Source organism: Mucilaginibacter aureus, assembly GCF_053514885.1.
The window spans coordinates 4,666,385-4,683,698 of the sequence record NZ_CP170601.1; the positions used below are offsets into that span (position 1 = coordinate 4,666,385).

Below are 17,314 nucleotides of genomic sequence, written 5' to 3' on the forward strand. Positions count from 1 at the left end.
TTATAACGAAAAATATAAAAATTTCATGATAAAATACTTTTCCAAAAAATATTTATTTCTGCCTTTTCCACTGGATTTTAATGGCTTTGATCAAAGGCTTAAGCATCAAAATTTATAGGTTATTCCCATCACTATACCATAGTCAATCTTGCCCGATCCAACATCAGTTGGCCTGCTATCAAAATTGCCATACAAATTGTTGGTGAAATCAAAATCGGGCAATAACTCCCACGCAAAAGTAATGTTGCCATCGTACCTGATACGGCCCCATTGCGACAAGCTCACATAAGCGGCATTCGTCATGCCGATCTGCATATTGGGATGCTTAAATTTAAAATAGTCTATTTTTAGTACCACAGGTATTTCTGCAAGTAAGTTCGAGGTTACACCTGCAATACTTTTTTCCTGGTTAGCCGATATGCCCGAAAGCGCCATCAACTCGATGTATTGTTCGGACACAAATTTATTTCCAAACCCTCCCATACCCTGGAAACGATGGTCGAGAGATAACTCTTTGTTGCGCTGATAGCTTACTGATGCAACCGAAAACCAGCTTGAGCTTTTAATAAAGTGATATGAACTCAGCTGAACACCTTCCTGGTCGCGCGAAAAGCCTGCCGAATCAATACTGCCCAGTTCGCTTACGGTAAGTTCGGATGTAAGCCAGCGGGTGGTATGCACAATATTGGCGTTAACATTAAATTGCCCTATGGAAGACGAATGAGAAAAACTAAACCCGGCAGAAAGCTTACCATTCAACTGATCAAAAAAACCCTTTTTAAATGGCAAAACCGAGCTGATATCGGTAAGTGCAAGTTTTACCCGACGTAAACCATCAACTACATAAATGGAGTCTCTATGGTTAGCCGGCACAAGTGTACCAAATAACCATTCTTTATCTACGGTTTCAATACGCAGCGTAGACATGGTGGTATGTACGGAGTTGATGCGATAAGCCTTAACACTCAATGTACCAACCGCATCCGATTTAAAAGTAATGAGCCCCTGCGACATTCCCTTTAACTCGCCGATAAGTATTTCATTATTAGTAAAAAAAAGAGTGTCCTTTTTTACTTGCGCAAAACCCTTCCCTGTTATCAGGATAAATGATAAAAAACAGATACAGCTTGTAATAATGGTTTTGCCCGTCATCTCACAGTGATTAACACATTAAATCTTTCTCCAAACGGTATAAATCAACAAGGCCCCGGATATGCAGGGCCTTGTTACACATTGGTAACCTTATAACTGGATGATTTTGGAGCGAGGCTCAATATCCTGACAGGTGTAGATCTCTTCATGATAGCTAACTTTAATTTGACTTGCGCTGCATTTATATGTCACCATACAAAATTGTTACACTAAATTGCTTGCGCAAAGGTTTTTAGCCGCTATGGAGTTGCAGTTTGGAATATGCATCATTTTTAAAAACGGCTTATTGCACTGCGGCACAAACAAAGGCCAGGCTTCAGAAACCCGCCGCCCGGCCTACACTAACCATGAAAAAAACGCTTAGCCTCTCCAGGCTTTGCTGCAACAAAGTTTCGGAGACTTTTTTTGTTGTCAAAACAACGGCTATGCTTTAAAGTAGCATATTGAAATTTGAAACCTCAAACGCCGGTGTTAAATTTTATGTCAGTTATGGGTGTTACGTCATGCCCAAAACAATAACATTCGCCTTTCCTTTGGCCGTTCCTCCGGTATCGTACCAAAAATCTATCTTTTTTATTTTTCGTCCACCCACCCTTCTCAGGTCAATTACCTGGCTTTCTCCTCCCTGAGGTATCTTATTTAGCGTTTCAATATTGTCTGGCGCGCCATTGTCATAAGTTATCACCATTTTTATCAGTTTGATGGTCGCACTGGTAACTTTCAATTTAACATGATGAAAGTTATTATAGGGCCCCTGTACAATAATACCGTCATGATCGGCTTTTAAATTAGCATCCGCTTTACCTATCACCCGCCAGCTGGGTGGTGGCCCTGCTTGTACATAATTAACCTGTTGGGCCTTTGCAAGCTGACTAACGGCAAGTACAAGTGTTAAATAACCGATCAGAACTTTCATAATATTACTTTTTAGTTGGTTTAAACAACTCATCAATTTGATGGCTGCTTATGTATTTTTCTAATTTGGTTGTAGCGCCTTGTCCCATACTGCGTAATAGGGCAAACGCCTCGCGAATGCTCAGATCGATCTCTATAACATTTGATTTATTAACAATGTACATGGCTCCCGACATGGGTTTTGGCACCAGGGGTATAAATACAATAAGCTGATCATTGGTTATCGATTCTACTTTAAAACCAAGCTGTAAATTTTCGCCGTTCCTGAAAATGAGCACGCTGCTAAAACTATGCGCCGGGATATTAAACAGATCTTCGGCATTTGATTTAATATAGTGGTAACCGGGCAGGTAACTAAGCAGATTATATTCTATCCACGCGATCAGTTGTTTGCTCCACTTTAGTTTTGAGGTCAGGCCGATTAAAAAACAGATCAATAGGATCGAAAAAATAACAACAAGGTTATTAACAACCCCATACCAAAATGAGTTACTCCCAATGCGAAGCTGGTTTTCGATGAATATCTTTTTTAAAAGAGAAAATATCTTACCGAATAGGATAACAACCAGGGTAACAGGAATTAAAAAAAATACCCCATTGATAATTGACGCTGTTATATATCGGTATATATTCCGCATTTTATATTGATTTTTATCGCATGCTTTTTATCAAAGTAACATACTTTTACACCAATGCAACCCGGTTTATCATGGCATATGGGGTGCATATTTGAAACTGAAACAATACCTGGTATTGGGGGGAATTAAACTTTGATATCAGGTTTTTTGTCTGGTGCGTTTTTGATTTTTTTTAAAAATAACCTTCATCTCCGGCTTTCTGATCTTCTTTTTGATTGGCAATACCAGATACAGAATTGAAAAGAGATGCTTTATTTTGTTAATAAACTTGATGTAAAATGCCCTTTTGATCATTACTTAAATAAGCTAATAAACTGCAAACTAAAACTTCATCCAGGGCAGATGACTGGTCTATAATAATCGTTGGTTGTGTCAGCAATAAATAGGTTTAAAACCTGAATCCAATCTGTACAATGTACCGGTACCCAATGCTCCAGGCCTTAATACCGGCATTCTTTTTATACTCCTCATTATTAAAATAACTACTTAACATAGGCAGCTTTTCTTTTAATTTATCTGCAATGGCCGCCAGTAATTCATCATGCTTTTCCGGCGAAAGGTTGGAGGTAAGATTATTTTTAAAAGAATAATAGGCAACTCCCGGCCCTACTGCTACAAAGTCGAGTGTCATACGTTTAAATAAAACAAACTGGTAACCAAGTTCCAATCCCGCGGTATGAATATTTACATCAAACGCAACATCGACATTGCCTGTAAAGGTTGGGGAATTAAACATCCATGTATTCTCGCGCGATAAATGGTTATAAGAGTAATACGGGCCTATATATACGCCATGCGGAGCGGGATAACGGTTTTCGCCGGATAAATAAAAACGATAGTCGCCCGACACATGAAAACCCTCATTTTTTCTGTTTGCACCCACAGCTAAACTGTCTGAGCCGGTAAATGCCGGCAGCCCGAAAGCACCGATGTTCACAGAAAACGACTGGTGTGTTCCAACGGTTCTTTCGTAACCAAATACCACATAGCTATGACCAAATATCAGCGGCCCCGAAAGGTTATACCGTATAATGTTTTTCATCTCCTTTTTTTTGCCTGAAAGCGTATCAGTATTTTGAGCCCGTAACGTACAAGGTATAACTATACCCATCAATAACACCAAATAAAACACCCTGTAGTTTTTCATCTCTTAATGGTTTGCTATTGTAACAACACAAAGCAATACACTATTTCCATTTTATCCCCAGCTTTGAGGTAAAATGAAGTTCCATTTTTAAATGTAGAACTTAATTCAGGGTTAAGCGGTGCATTAGGCGCTGTGACTGTTCTTTTTCAGGCTGTTGAAATATTCAGAAGGCGAAAGGCCGGTAAACTTAATAAACGCCCTGAAAAACGTTGTTCGTGAGGTAAAACCTATTTCCCAGCAAATGCCCTCGAGCGTTAGTTGTTTCCAGGCTATACAGTCGATATTATTTTTCAGGTATTCAATTCTGCGCAAATTTATAAAGTCTTGAAAATGCAGGTTAAATTCACTGCTTATTAAACTGGATAAGTGGTGAGCAGGTATACCGGTTTGATCGGATAAGTATTTTACGGTAATACCTTTACTTAAATAAGGCCTGCTCTGGGTAAGTACCTCATCTAATATCAGCAGGTATTCGTCCTTCTTTTTTGAGTTGAAGAGCGGCTTTATCACAACCGACTTTTCAAACCCCATATTTTCCAGATGCTCGCCAGATTGTGTTATTTCAGACAGGTTAAGTCCTAATGGCTCCAGGTTATACAATATATGCGGATTGAATGTTAAGAACAACAGTGTAAGTAATAAAATAAGTGAGATCGTTGTATCATTAACAAAGTCGAGACTAATGAATGTAATATTTACTAATCGTTGGATCAATAACATACTGAACAGGATGATCAGGGTCATATTTAAAATTTTTACCCAACTCAGTAACCGGTAATTAAGGTGGGTTGACCTTGAATTCTTTTTTCGCTCAAAACTGATAATGTAAAAGCTTTGCAAAAAAGTATAGAACAACCATAAAAGAGATCTGGCAATCGAAAGAAAATAATACCATCCTGCATGCGAAGGTGCCACAAACCAATTTACCGAGCTATCTGTTAATGCACTTTGGATGGCCTGCGGGTTACGAAGGCTCATATTGGTTAGTAGTAACGTAACCATAATAAACGGCACAAAGTGGATCCAGTCGGTTTTTTTAAACAAGTTGTGGGGCTTAAATACGTTTCTGATATATAAGTACCCTGCCGGGGCTATCAAAAAAATAAAAGATTTAGCCATTATAAACAGGAAGGGCAACTGCGGCAATAAACCTTCCAGATAGCAAAAATTATAAATGGCACATAACGATAAGCTGAAAACGCATAGACTAAAGTATACGTTTTGCAGAATTTTCTTTGAGGAGATCAAAACGATCGATACTCCTAAGCCGGCAAAACCGGTTGAAAAGAAAAAGAACGGTAAAAATTTCGATTCCATAAGGCACGGGATTTAAATATGATGCAAGATTAGGTCTGTGATACGGTCACAAATAATTAGGGGTTTCTGATTTATGGCAAAACTATGTTGCATATTTTCAAATTTTAAAATATGCAACACACAGCGCTCAGAAAATATGCTTGGAGAGGGGCATTTTACGCTGTTTTGTGATATACAATACAAGTTACGAATATTTTTTAATTACAGCAACTTATTTTTTCGTTTTTATTTATTAACAAAAAACAATAGTTCATTTTTAAAAAGAAGCAAAAACATTTAACTACAACAGCTATAATTTCTGTTAATAGTAAGCTAATGAGTTAAGTTATGTCACATATCATAATGTAATAATTAAATCAGTTTTAGTAAATTGCTTATTATAAGTACCTTAAATATTATTATTATAATGCCTTAAAATGCGCTCCTAAACGGATAGCTGTGTCAGCTGATTTAAATGCCTCAACTGCTAAACATTAGTCGTTTTCAAATACATCGTTTTGTTTTTTTAAATACCCTTATTTATGTATCATATTGTAATGTGATACCTGCATTATGTATTCACTGCATAAATATCATCGCGATCGGTTTTATATTTAAGAGAAATTTAAAACAGCACCTTATCGCAACACTTTTATTTATGAACAGGACACAAACCGTCGCATTTAAGCCGGATATGATACCAGGTTATGAGGAAAATCGCATTAAAGCCCTTAACCGATATAGAATAGCCAATACCGTACCCGAGGAGGTATTTGATCATTATGTTCAAATGGCAACCTTAATATTCAGGATCCCTGCCGCCATCATCGCCTTTGTTGATAAAGATACCGTACACTATAAAGCAAGTACGGGTATAGGCCGCGCAAAAACTGTTAGTCGGTTCGGAAACACATGTGCGGAAACTGTCGAGATAGGCGACACGCATATCACCCATCAAACAAATATTAATCAACAACCATCCGCCTCTTTAAGTATACAGCCAACGTACAAGTATTATGTAGGTACCCCCATTGTAACCCGCGATGGTTACCCCATTGGCTGTTTAAGTTTGCTCGATCACAAAACGCATAAATTCAGAAAAGAACAGCTCATCACTCTAAAAATAGTAGCATCGGCTGTTATGGATGCTATTGAAGAGCGCTTAACCAATCTTAGAGAGATGGAAAGCAGGCAATGGCTTTTAAAAGTAAGCCAGGAAGGTATCTGGGAATGGGATTTCTATCACGACAGGATAGACTGGAACCATAGCTTTAGCACTATATTTGGCTATTTCCCTCAAAATGATACGCACCGGGATCTTAACTTTTGGTGCAACAGATTCGCGGCCGAGTCGCATGATCAGGTACAAAATGCCATGCAGTCATTTAATTTAAACGGAGAGTACATTTTTAAAAAAGCAGATGATACACCTGTGCGGGTTTTGGTAAGATCGGTTATTATTAGGGACGACCTTGAGCGACCGGCCAAGATCATTGGCTCCATGCTGGATATTAATGAAAGAGCTAAAAACGAAGAAACAAACCTGAGGGCCAATATCGAATTAATGCGCAACAAGGATGAATTTATCAATATTGCGAGCCATGAAATTAAAACTCCGATATCGATCATCAAATCCTACTCCCAGATCATCAGGCGGGAGGCCGAACGGAATACAAAAAATGCAAATTTGATTATGTATGCCGATAGGATACAAAAGCAAAATGATAAATTATCCACCCTGGTCGAAAACCTGCTTGATATATCCCGGATCAATAGCGGCAAGATGGTTATTAACCCCGAAACATTTGATTTTATTAAACTTTTGGAGCAAACCCTGGATGAACTGGACATTGAAACGGCCAGTCACAATATTGAAAAGCATGGCGATGCACCTCTTTTTGTATATGCAGATAAATTTCGCATAGGCCAGGTATTAACCAACTTAATTACCAATGCTGTTAAGTACTCACCGGGTGCGAATAAGGTTATCGTCCGTTATGATAAAAACGTTAAAAACAACACCGCGGTCATCTCAGTTGAAGATTTTGGCAAAGGTATTGCCAAAGCAGATCAGGATAAACTATTCCAAAAGTTTCATAGAATAGTCAATCTCAACGAAACACATATTGCCGGCACAGGGCTGGGCTTAAATATAGCGAGGGAAATTATACGGTTACACGGCCGTGATATTAACCTTGACAGTGAATTAGGAAAAGGATCCGTATTTTCATTTACGCTGCAGCTTTCGCCAGGGCCCTTAATGCAGTTATAAGTGCACTGCACAATGACCTGTAAATGCTATCAATCTTCTTTATTGATTTTTTCAGATGTGTTGACCAGATAATACCCGATCGATAACGAAATGATCAACGCCGCAGTTGCCAATTGGTCCATGGGGGCTGCACCATGTACATCATCCATTAATATTTTACGCGTTACGGCAATCAACCCTACTATCAGGATGATCTTCAGCTTTACGGTATGGCTTTGGGCAAATACCCGGATGGTTTGTATAATTTCGAGCAATAACAATATACTAAAAAACAGGCTTGCAACGGGCTTGCCTTTTTCTTCCATCTCAAATGTTCCGTATTGAATGCTGTTTACTAATTTGAGGGCAAAGTGATATACAAGGTCCAGTATCTGATAACTAACAAACAGCATGGCCACTACAATCATCACACACGAAACATATCGCTCAAATCGTTCAGCCAGGTTTTCCATAATTATTCGTTATCTTAAATATCTTTCTTATTATTTAACAGGCGCCATTAACTCATCTTTAACAACCTGCCGGGCAATTGTCTTTTCATAGCTTTTCAAAAAACTGTTTAAAGAAGGCGGGTCATATGTTTTGGATTGCGCCGACCAAACTAATTTTTCTGTTTTTACATCGTACAAATTTGTTTCCACGTAATACACCTTGTCATCGGTATAATACCCCGGCGAGTAAAAACTAGTGTTCCCAAATGAATAATAGGCTCCAAATGATGCAGAATATCCCATACCCGCACCAGACGGTGTGCTTCCGGGCGCATAGCTGGTTACCGCTTGTTTACTAACCAGTGCTACTGTAAATATGCCATCGCAACCTGTATCGCGAATTTTCCCCAATACTACTTCCTTATCGCTGTCACTGCCGCTCGAGTGAAAATCAGGCGAAAAAACCTGGGTGCTCATTACCGAAACAACGCCCCTATCACCCAAAAAGGTCCAAAGGTTGTTTTCAACGGTTTGTTTAGTAGCTGTATTTTCGGTAAGAGCCGCTATAAATACCTTTTTGTACGACACCTGTGTTACACCGGGTGCTTTATAGGAGATTATGATAGAAGTTGTAGAACCGCACGACGCGATCACCAACGCCAACAGTATGAAATTGATATGGCTTGATCTTTTCATAATACGTGGTTTAAGTGATCGCATCAGGCCTGAAACAGCTAAAACCCGAACCTGTAATTACCTGATAACAGTAATGACGACCTGCCTCCAAAAAAGCCTGTCTCCGTTCTGAACTGCCAGCGGTGGTTTAGTTGAAATTGCCCGCCGACGATCATATTCCAGTCGTGCGTAGCCTGCTTAATAAGCGAATAGGATACAGAAGAATTTTTAATATCTATACCGTTCAATTTGGCTAATAACGCTTCGGCAATTTGTTTAACCACAACTTTTTGGGGCGGGGTAAGTGTTTGGTACCAGGCTGCGGTTTCGTCTTTTATTTTTTGGAGCGCGTCTTGCGAGGCGTCCGAGCTCAGGCCGCTAAGTGGTATGGTACCTTCGGTTGTGCGGCTAACAAATATTGCGCTGGTTCCTGCCCAAACGGATATAACCCTGTCCGGCCGTTTTTTAAAATGAAACGGGTGGCCCAGCCTGATACTCAATTGCTGCGAATACACTGCCCCTTTGATATTATCTAACGATGTCCACATGTTGTTATAATCTCCTATCGCCAAAATTCCACGATAGGCCCCGGCAACGGTTATGCCTACCCCCGCTGTTGTCCCCTTAAAATTCGCTGTTGTTGAAAAGCTAAAGGGCTCAACAACGCTAACATGTGTTTCGGCACTTGTTATCCCAAATATACCATACACGCCAACAAAGGGCAGTACCCAAACATCAACACGGCTATTTAGCGTTTGCAGATTGGCCTTAACTTCACCAAACTTAATAAAGTCAAGTGGCACCAAAGGGTTATTATTAAACCCAACCTGCAGATCGCTGATGAGCATTTGTTGCGAACCTTTAAAATAGTTAACCATCACCCCGGCCGGTAAGGGCAGATCAATGCCTCTTTTAACAATTTTTTTCGCCCAGGCCGGAAATATATAAGGGTAAGTTGAATTTTTAATACTATCAATATACTTCGCCCTGATCGTCGTATCCGCATCCTGCGCCAATAATACCACAGGCAGCATACAACAACCAATACCCAATATGATCAGTTTCTTCAACATCGTATTTATGTTTTTCTATTATTGCCTTTTCTCGCCAATAAAAGGAAGTTCATCCAGGATATGCAACCTTATTACCTGTAGCATATAATTTTCGAGCTGAAAAAATTTGAGCGTGTTTACTCCACCTATTGCCTCATAAAATCTTTGATAGCTCGCTTTTTGCAGATCGATAAAATCCCTGTCGTTGATGATCTGCCTGTTAAACAGGTCTGTGGCGTCCTTGCCGCTCAACTTGTCAAATTTTTTCAGATAATCATTAATTATATAGGCACGTTTATTACTTAACTCAAGCTCTTTTGCTTCAAAGGCGTCATATAATGGCCAAAATGCCTTGGCCTGCGTTTTTGTGAGTATTAAATGCTTTTTGATCTGTTCGGTCTTTTCTTTTTGTTTAACGCTTTGATAAATGGCCAGGTCTTCCTTACTGATCTGCGCATAAACGCTTGCTGTAAGCAGCATTGCAATGATTACTAATGTCGTCCGTTTCATAGCTTTGGGTTTAATGGTTAATGTAATTGATATGGGCTTGTTAAATTGTTATCCGATACAAAATAAGGTAATACATAAGTGGAATAAGTTATATCAGACATCCTAAGGTGTTGCACTTCAAAAGATGCAACCGCATTTAAAAATTAATCGCGGCCGGTATTTATTTAAAAAAATACGGTGTATAAGCTACCCGTACGTTATGTATGCTCCTAATTAACAGTCTCTAATAGCAAAGCATCTCATTTTACTTGCTTCCGGTCAGGATTTTGAGCCCGGAGAAAAGCTAAAAAGCTAAGCATAATGCACTAACTTTAAACTCGCATTATCTATTATGAAACCTTTAAAATGACGGTATCGATCACTATTTGTCGCTTTGTTTTTTGGATGGGGATAGCCTGCTGCCCTTATTTAGTGTTTGCACAACAAAAAAGCACGGTCATAGCATTTACCGCCGATACACAGGCCCCTTTGTTAATTGAAGAAGTGATTCGTAAAACAGATCATAATGAAAAAGCTACTGCAATGATCTTTAAGGATGTTGTTACGCTCAGGCCGGCCAGCTTATTTATACTCGGCGATGTGGTATCGTTAAGCTTTGAAAACTCAAAGTGGACAAAGATGGACACCTACCTTAAATTGTGCGCGGTTAATAACATTCCCGTTTATGCGGTGCTCGGCAATCACGAGCTAATGCTGGAGCCAGATAAAGGCAAACGAAATTTTCAATCGCGGTTCCCCGTACATGTCGCCACGGGGTATACCGAAATAATTGACTCGGTAGCTGTAATATTATTAAACTCCAATTTTAGCGGAATGACGGCCGATGAGATAATTAAACAGGATAACTGGTATAATAACACCATCAAACAAATGGACAGGGATTCGGCCATCAAATTGATCATTGTGGGTTGCCATCATCCACCGTTTACCAACAGCAAAGTAGTTGAACCGGCGGCACTTGTGCAGCAAAAATTTGTACCGGCTTTTATCACATCAAAAAAGAGCGTTTTGTTCCTTTCGGGCCACTCGCACAATTTCGAACAATTTAATGTGCAGGGCAAATACTTTTTAGTGATAGGTGGCGGCGGCGGCCCCCACCAACCACTATATACCGATAAACAACGAAGCCGTGACATGGCGCCCGCCTATAAGCCGATGTTTCATTATCTCGAGGTAAAACGATATCAGGATACGTTACAGGTTATATCGCGACAGTTAAAGGCCGATTTTTCGGGTTTTAGTGGTGGACTAAAATTTAACATAAAGCCTTAGCCCGGTTAAAAACGAAAGCCTCCCATAACCATCAGGGCCACGTTTTTATCAACAAAACTACTTGAGTAATAGTATTTGGCCTCGCCCCCAACAGAAAACCTGTTGCCAAGCTGGTGCCGGTAACCTACAGTGCCTGAAAAATCGGCCAGCGAAAATGCAGACGTACTAAAAGCGCCGGAAGTTTCAGATGTTGCGTCGTTAAGCAGGATAGCCCGCCCCATTGAAAAATCGAAATGAAAGTTTTTTAAAAACTTCATAGAAACAACCAATTGGATAGGTATAGCACTATTGGCAATATGAACCTGGTTTGGCGCCGGCGAATTGAGCGTATATAAACGATAATAACCCGATTCAAGTCCCAAACTCAGCAAATGTTCGGGCTCCCACATCATTTTGGCCGTAAACGAATAATTAAAGCTATTTACAAAGCTTTTACCGATCACCAGGTTGTTAAAATAATAGTTCGGCCCCAAACCGGCATACAAACCAAAGTTCTGCCTTTTAGCATCATTGGTTTGAGCCATCACCTGTACCGAGCAGGCTATCATAGCGGCAGTAATTAATATCACAGTCCGGCATGCCGTTAGTCCATATTTATGATCAGTGAAATGCATAATAATTGTAAATTACATAGGCAGGGTAATCAGTAATAAACCCATCAAAATTTCCATGTTGTAAATAATCCACAATGGTAGTTTTGTCGTTTAACGTCCAGCTATAGGTTTTTATGCCCATACTATGTCCTTTATTTACATCGTCGGTCAGCAATCCTACAGTGAACCTGGGCCCAAAATATTGGCACTTATTATCAACAACATCCTGAAAGGCCACCTCGCACATGCAGGGCAGGTTAGCGCCATAGCTCGGTTGTTTTTTATATTCTTCAATTACCGCATCAGACGGCAGGTCAGCAAAAATCACTACATTTCTTTTGGCAGTAGCAGCCCTGGCATAGGCGGCCCTCACTACAGGTTCAAGATATTTAAATACATCCGGATCGCCTTTTATATCCATCCAAAAGTATTTCATGTTCGTCGAATCAACAAAAGCGGTTAGTGCTTCGGCTACCGACGGGATCTTTTGTCCATCTATCAGTTTCACGTATTGTTGTAAAAAAGAAAAAGAATATTGATTAAAATCGCCATATAAGGGTCCCTTCTGCGTTAAGCGCATATCAAACGATGCATCGTGCATGCAGATGGGGACATTATCCTTGGTAAGGCGAACGTCGAACTCTATGCCGGTTACGCCATAATCCTCATCGTGTAAAACACCGTTTAACGAATTCTGGGCATAGGGCGGATTTGCCGTTGTTTGAACGCCATGATGCGCAAAAATTGTAAACTCGTGTGTTAATACATATTGCGAAAACGGCCGTTTGTATTGAAGACTGATAGGCTGATTATTATTAAAGCTACCTTTCATGCGGATACGGCTTGCTATTCCGCTGAGTATCAAATCAGACGCACCATCTGCTTTAGCGATCGAAAAACTAATGGTGCCCTGTGTGGCTGTTTCCGAGTATCGCCAGAAACCCGAAAACTGAATCGAACCATCAACCGGGTTAAGTCCATATTTCAGGATAAAAAAGATACCGCTTTGATCACTAAAAAAAGAAACTCTGAATTTTGAGGTTTTGCATACAAATTCGGTACCCAGGTCACTACTGCCATCACTCAGCGAATAGATGCCCTCCATGTTTTTCATCACCGTATCCGAAAGATGCGTTGTATTGATCAGATTGGTATTGGCATTATCGGGCGGCAGCGTGATCTGATTTTTTGAACACGAAAAGAATACGACTGAAACGAGCACCCAGTATAAAAATCGATAATTCTTCATAATCATGCTATTAAAAACTTAAACCTAAATCAAACTCCGGCACCCAGTAGCGGTACTGATTAACCGGAAAAGCGGGCCATGCAATGATGTGGTACCTGAGATAATTCAGTTTCACACCAAAAGACATTAACCTGTTTTTCCATAATCGTTGTTCAAGGTTGCCTGATATGCTAAATCCGTTTAACAAAGACGGGTAACTAATGGTATGGCCGGCCTGGGTTTGACTAAGCGAGCTTGTGTAATACATATCGCCCCGCAATATTACCGCCATTGTTTTAAAACTATACCCCGCCGTAAGCGAGGGCTGTTGCTCCCATATATTAAGTTGAGTATTAAAACCAAACTGCTTTAAAAAGCCATAATTAAAGGCAACCTGGTATCCTGCCCCAAAATGAAAGTTATTAACCGAATAGTTCCAAAATGGCCCCAGGTTAAGCCGGTAACTGATAATTAAGGTAGCAAGGCTCGCCTGTAAATTAAACCCGTAGGGCAATGTATATTTGCCCGCGTAGCTTAACATAGGGGCGGTAATGTTTTCGGTGGTCCAATCTTTAGGAACAACCACTTGCAGTATAGCAACTTCCTGGTAATACTTCCCCTTCGGTAGTGCCTGCGGCAATAAAAAGCTCGAGTTTTTTATATCAAAGGTATCTTGTACAATACCTGATCCGGCTGTTTGCGAAAAAACGCGTTGCATTGAAAAAAAAACAAGCAATAATGCAATGATACTGATCTGCCCGGCAACCGTGATCCTTTTAGATCGCTTACTACAGTAATATCGAAGGGTATAGCTGCGTTTTTTATGTTGATCATATAGTTGCAGTATATCCATCTATTATTCTGTTATAATATATATTATTTATAGTATATTATTCTTTTAACCTATCGCGGTTACATTAAAGAGGAGGCGGAAAGTTCATCCTACGTTCCCCCTACGCAGTGGTGTGAACTTTCCTGCCTCCTCATTGCAAAGGTTGGAATAAAGTATCTTTAGTATGAAAAATTAAGCGTGCATTGATGTTCCATATTTAAAACTGCAACTACATACCATACAGGCATGGGCCGAGTTTTTATCAGCAACTGCAACATAAACGCTGTTTTGGAGAAATGGGGCGGTATTTTTATGAAGTAGACGGCTTATTGATAATCAACAAAAGCTTCGTCAGGATAGCACCATAACCATTTTTCACCCGGCTCTGCAGAAATAATAACCGGGTGATAAGTATGATGATAATGCTTTGTCATATGCACTTGAGGCGATGAATCACAGCATAGGGTAACTCCGCATGTTTGGCAGGTACGTAAATGTACCCAACTGCCGCCCGCCTTCATACACTCTTCACATACCGGTTCTTTGGGCAATTTAAGGTTTTCAATGCTCTTTATATGGCTGCATACATCCCCGTTTTCCATCATACTCAAATTTAAGCAATGGCGTCATCACTTACTAATCCCATTTCTTTTTAAAATCGTTTTTCGAAAAGAATTTTTCTATCAATACATATAACAATATAAAAAGATACCTGCTACCCATTTCCCTGAATCTTAAATTCGATTCGCCTGCCTTTCTGTTGCGCCAGGAGTTTGGCACAATGGTATAAGAATAACCGCGAACTATCGCTTTAAGGGGTAATTCGATCGTTAGGTTAAAATGAGGCGCCAAAAAAGGTTTTAAACCATAAATGGTTTCCCTTTTATAGAGTTTAAAAGCGTTTGTAGCATCATTGTAACGTATGCCTAAAGAAACCCTGATGATCAAATTGGCCAGCCTGTTGATAAACAGCTTAAACTTTGGATAATCGTAAACTTTACCGCCTTTAATAAAACGCGAACCAAAAACGCAATCCAGGTCTTCGTCAACCATTACCCGGTAAAACTTCACCAGATCATCCGGACTGTCGGACAGATCGCCCATCATTACCGCTACACAATCGCCGGTAAATTTTTCCAAGCCATATCTTACCGCGTATCCAAAACCGTTTGATGACTCATTGGTATAGTATGTGAGGGTGTGGATGCTTTGGCTCAAATTTGATAGAACAAGCTCGGTACCATCTTTCGAATTATCGTTGATCACCACTATTTCGTGCGGTATCTGCTCTAAACATAGTCTTTCGTAAAGGCAGGCTATAGTTTCACATATAGACCCCTCTTCATTATAGGCGGGAATAACGACACTAAGTTTGAGCATCATGATACGGTTTGGATGACAAAACAATGCGCGTTTTATCCGATAAATCGGATACGTGTTAAAAAACACAAGGGTTGCCTTGCGGCAAGTATTTACCGTTGGCTGGTATCCCGCGGGCAATCTACAATGCAGGTCTCCATCCGTCCGTTGGTATTAAAATAAGTACCATTGTAATTAAATTTGATCTTTTTAATGGCTGGTACATGTTTACCGGTTAGCAGGGTCAAATAATCGTTCGTGTTTGTCACCAGGTTACCCAAATACAACCCTGCTTTGAGCAGCTCAATGGATGTTTTGTAATTAAACCATTGCCCGTCTTCGCGCATATAACAGATTTGAAGATGTGGCGGCCTGTGCAGCAATGCCTTTAATTTACCGATCGCACTATAGTGGATATCCAGTTTGATAAAATTGAACTGATCTGTCGTTATTGAATCATTCAGCAAAAATTGCTGTTGCTTCTGTCGGGTAAACCGCAACGGTACTGTTTTAACGTTACGCTGAAGCACAAGCCGTAACCTTTCATTCGAAGTAAGGGAGTCGACAAACGTGTAGTTGTTCAGAATAAAGAGATTAACAAAGCCTTCATCGTTAAACGGATAGCGGTCATCTATGGCATCATAATCGTAAATTAAAAAAGCGGGGGCCTGCTTTACATAATAGTCATAATTGATCTTTTCGAGCGCTGCCGTATATACCGAAAAAGATTGAAAGGCCGGCCGTGGCTTATAATTGAGCTTGTTTTCCAGGGCATATTCGCTATCCCACGGAAATACATCAACCGTTTTGTTGCCGATAATATGAAGTACACGCTGTGGTAAGTACCGTTTATTTTGCTGATTAAGATAAGTGGCAGAATTATATTGCCCGAATTGCTTTACGTATGCTGCCGGTGCTTTAACCCTGCTATTGAACGACACATCGATCGTTCGGTTATCAGCTACAAAAAACAGCGCGAACAGCATGATCACTAAAGCATATTTTAAATGTGGTTTATGACCTTCTGCATCACCAAATTCGCAAAGCAGGATAAGTGGCGCAAACGAAAAGTACTCGTACAGGTGTTGTACATCGTTCCTCAATATCGACTGTTTTTGCAATAAAAAGATGTAGATGATACCGGCAATGGTATAAATGATGCGGTTATATTTTTTGCCGCGCACCTGCTTCCATAGCTGATAGCAAAAGTACAGCAGCATGGCAAAAAAGAGGATGTACAGGTTATGTTCTACGTGATAATGATCTTCATCCAGGTACATGATCTCGTTATAACCTTTCACTATCTCTAACGAACCAAATACATAACTGAAGATAGAAACATGCAGCAGCACCGCTGATACAATGATGAGGATGATAAACGAAACGAGATAGACCAACACCTTTACAATCGTTAATTTTTTGCACACAAACAGGTTGATGATATGCCCGCAAAACAGCACCGAGGCTATAAGCCCCGTATTTAGTTTAATATAAAAGGCCAGTACGGTTAGCAAGATCAGCATCGCCATATACACAGGCCGCTGCTCATTAAATGTTTTGATCATCCAGTAAATGATAAAAAACAAAATAACCCACGACAGATCTGTACCTAAACACTGGTTTACAGTAAGCATAGTGCAAATCAACAGCGCTACCGCCAAAAATTTATCTGCGTTGCTTTTAATAAGATCGATAAAAACAAAGTAAAAGTTAACTACGATAAAGCCATCAAATAAAAGAAATATCCATTTTGAAATGCCCCAGCCGTTGCGGGTAGAAAAAAAGGCCAGCGGCCCGTAAGTATATAAAATGTCTTTCCCCCATATCCAGTGTTTCATCAACGCATAGTTTAACGTCATGTTCCACGAGGCATCGAGGCCCAACCAGCTCGGGCCTTTATCTACCAGTTGGCTTGATATGGTAATTGGAGTGGCAAGCATGT

The 17,314-nt window shown here is 40.0% G+C and carries 17 protein-coding genes; 2 read left to right on the plus strand and 15 right to left on the minus strand.

Annotation, left to right across the window (positions count from 1 at the left end; translation table 11 throughout):
* Positions 1-105: 105 nt before the first annotated feature.
* The 5 genes from ACFGVR_RS20005 to ACFGVR_RS20025 all read right to left on the minus strand — a co-directional run bounded on the left by ACFGVR_RS20005 (position 106) and on the right by ACFGVR_RS20025 (position 5,169).
* Positions 106-1,152 carry a DUF481 domain-containing protein gene (locus ACFGVR_RS20005; protein WP_448699258.1) on the minus strand — a complete coding sequence of 349 codons (1,047 nt, stop codon included), beginning with the start codon at positions 1,150-1,152 and terminating at the stop codon, positions 106-108.
* Between the two features lie 496 nt (positions 1,153-1,648).
* Entirely contained in the window at positions 1,649-2,068 is a 420-nt protein-coding gene (locus ACFGVR_RS20010; RefSeq protein WP_448699259.1) for a hypothetical protein, read from the minus strand.
* 4 nt (positions 2,069-2,072) lie between these two features.
* The gene (locus ACFGVR_RS20015) at positions 2,073-2,504 is read right to left on the minus strand and encodes a hypothetical protein (RefSeq protein WP_448699260.1); all 432 of its coding nucleotides are present in this window, start codon (positions 2,502-2,504) and stop codon (positions 2,073-2,075) included.
* A 589-nt stretch (positions 2,505-3,093) separates the two neighbouring features.
* A complete protein-coding gene (locus tag ACFGVR_RS20020) occupies positions 3,094-3,852 on the minus strand; it encodes a DUF3575 domain-containing protein (RefSeq protein WP_448699262.1) in 759 nt (252 codons plus the stop codon).
* Between the two features lie 123 nt (positions 3,853-3,975).
* The gene (locus ACFGVR_RS20025) at positions 3,976-5,169 is read right to left on the minus strand and encodes a helix-turn-helix domain-containing protein (protein ID WP_448699264.1); all 1,194 of its coding nucleotides are present in this window, start codon (positions 5,167-5,169) and stop codon (positions 3,976-3,978) included.
* Positions 5,170-5,806: 637 nt separating this feature from the next.
* Here ACFGVR_RS20025 and ACFGVR_RS20030 point away from each other — a divergent pair.
* On the plus strand, positions 5,807-7,420 hold the full coding sequence (locus tag ACFGVR_RS20030; protein WP_448699265.1) for an ATP-binding protein: 1,614 nt from the start codon (positions 5,807-5,809) through the stop codon (positions 7,418-7,420).
* A gap of 29 nt (positions 7,421-7,449) precedes the next feature.
* Here the strand turns inward: ACFGVR_RS20030 and ACFGVR_RS20035 are convergent, their stop codons facing one another.
* Genes ACFGVR_RS20035 through ACFGVR_RS20050 form a run of 4 tightly spaced genes read right to left on the minus strand, consistent with a single transcriptional unit; the run spans position 7,450 to position 10,088 of the window.
* Entirely contained in the window at positions 7,450-7,872 is a 423-nt protein-coding gene (locus tag ACFGVR_RS20035) for a phosphate-starvation-inducible PsiE family protein (RefSeq protein ID WP_448699266.1), read from the minus strand.
* A 30-nt stretch (positions 7,873-7,902) separates the two neighbouring features.
* Complete coding sequence (locus tag ACFGVR_RS20040) at positions 7,903-8,547, minus strand: hypothetical protein (RefSeq protein ID WP_448699267.1); 645 nt, start codon at positions 8,545-8,547, stop codon at positions 7,903-7,905.
* Between the two features lie 38 nt (positions 8,548-8,585).
* Positions 8,586-9,599 carry a hypothetical protein gene (locus ACFGVR_RS20045; RefSeq protein ID WP_448699268.1) on the minus strand — a complete coding sequence of 338 codons (1,014 nt, stop codon included), beginning with the start codon at positions 9,597-9,599 and terminating at the stop codon, positions 8,586-8,588.
* Between the two features lie 18 nt (positions 9,600-9,617).
* Positions 9,618-10,088 (minus strand): hypothetical protein, encoded by a 471-nt coding sequence (locus ACFGVR_RS20050; RefSeq protein WP_448699269.1) that lies wholly within the window; start codon positions 10,086-10,088, stop codon positions 9,618-9,620.
* A gap of 345 nt (positions 10,089-10,433) precedes the next feature.
* Here ACFGVR_RS20050 and ACFGVR_RS20055 point away from each other — a divergent pair, with 345 nt between their 5' ends.
* Positions 10,434-11,360 carry a metallophosphoesterase family protein gene (locus ACFGVR_RS20055; protein WP_448699270.1) on the plus strand — a complete coding sequence of 309 codons (927 nt, stop codon included), beginning with the start codon at positions 10,434-10,436 and terminating at the stop codon, positions 11,358-11,360.
* A 5-nt stretch (positions 11,361-11,365) separates the two neighbouring features.
* Here ACFGVR_RS20055 and ACFGVR_RS20060 read toward each other — a convergent pair whose 3' ends face one another.
* From ACFGVR_RS20060 to ACFGVR_RS20085, 6 genes are all read right to left on the minus strand, one after another.
* Positions 11,366-11,974, minus strand: coding sequence for a hypothetical protein (locus ACFGVR_RS20060; protein WP_448699271.1), 609 nt, complete (start codon positions 11,972-11,974; stop codon positions 11,366-11,368).
* Entirely contained in the window at positions 11,961-13,202 is a 1,242-nt protein-coding gene (locus ACFGVR_RS20065) for a glycerophosphodiester phosphodiesterase (RefSeq protein WP_448699272.1), read from the minus strand. The genes ACFGVR_RS20060 and ACFGVR_RS20065 overlap by 14 nt, the downstream gene beginning before the upstream one ends.
* A 10-nt stretch (positions 13,203-13,212) precedes the next feature.
* On the minus strand, positions 13,213-13,899 hold the full coding sequence (locus ACFGVR_RS20070) for a hypothetical protein (protein WP_448699273.1): 687 nt from the start codon (positions 13,897-13,899) through the stop codon (positions 13,213-13,215).
* 440 nt (positions 13,900-14,339) lie between these two features.
* Positions 14,340-14,618, minus strand: a complete 279-nt coding sequence (locus tag ACFGVR_RS20075; RefSeq protein WP_448699274.1) for a UBP-type zinc finger domain-containing protein — start codon at positions 14,616-14,618, stop codon at positions 14,340-14,342.
* A 31-nt stretch (positions 14,619-14,649) separates the two neighbouring features.
* A complete protein-coding gene (locus ACFGVR_RS20080; RefSeq protein WP_448699275.1) occupies positions 14,650-15,396 on the minus strand; it encodes a glycosyltransferase family 2 protein in 747 nt (248 codons plus the stop codon).
* An 89-nt stretch (positions 15,397-15,485) separates the two neighbouring features.
* On the minus strand, positions 15,486-17,312 hold the full coding sequence (locus ACFGVR_RS20085; RefSeq protein WP_448699276.1) for a hypothetical protein: 1,827 nt from the start codon (positions 17,310-17,312) through the stop codon (positions 15,486-15,488).
* Positions 17,313-17,314: the final 2 nt, after the last annotated feature.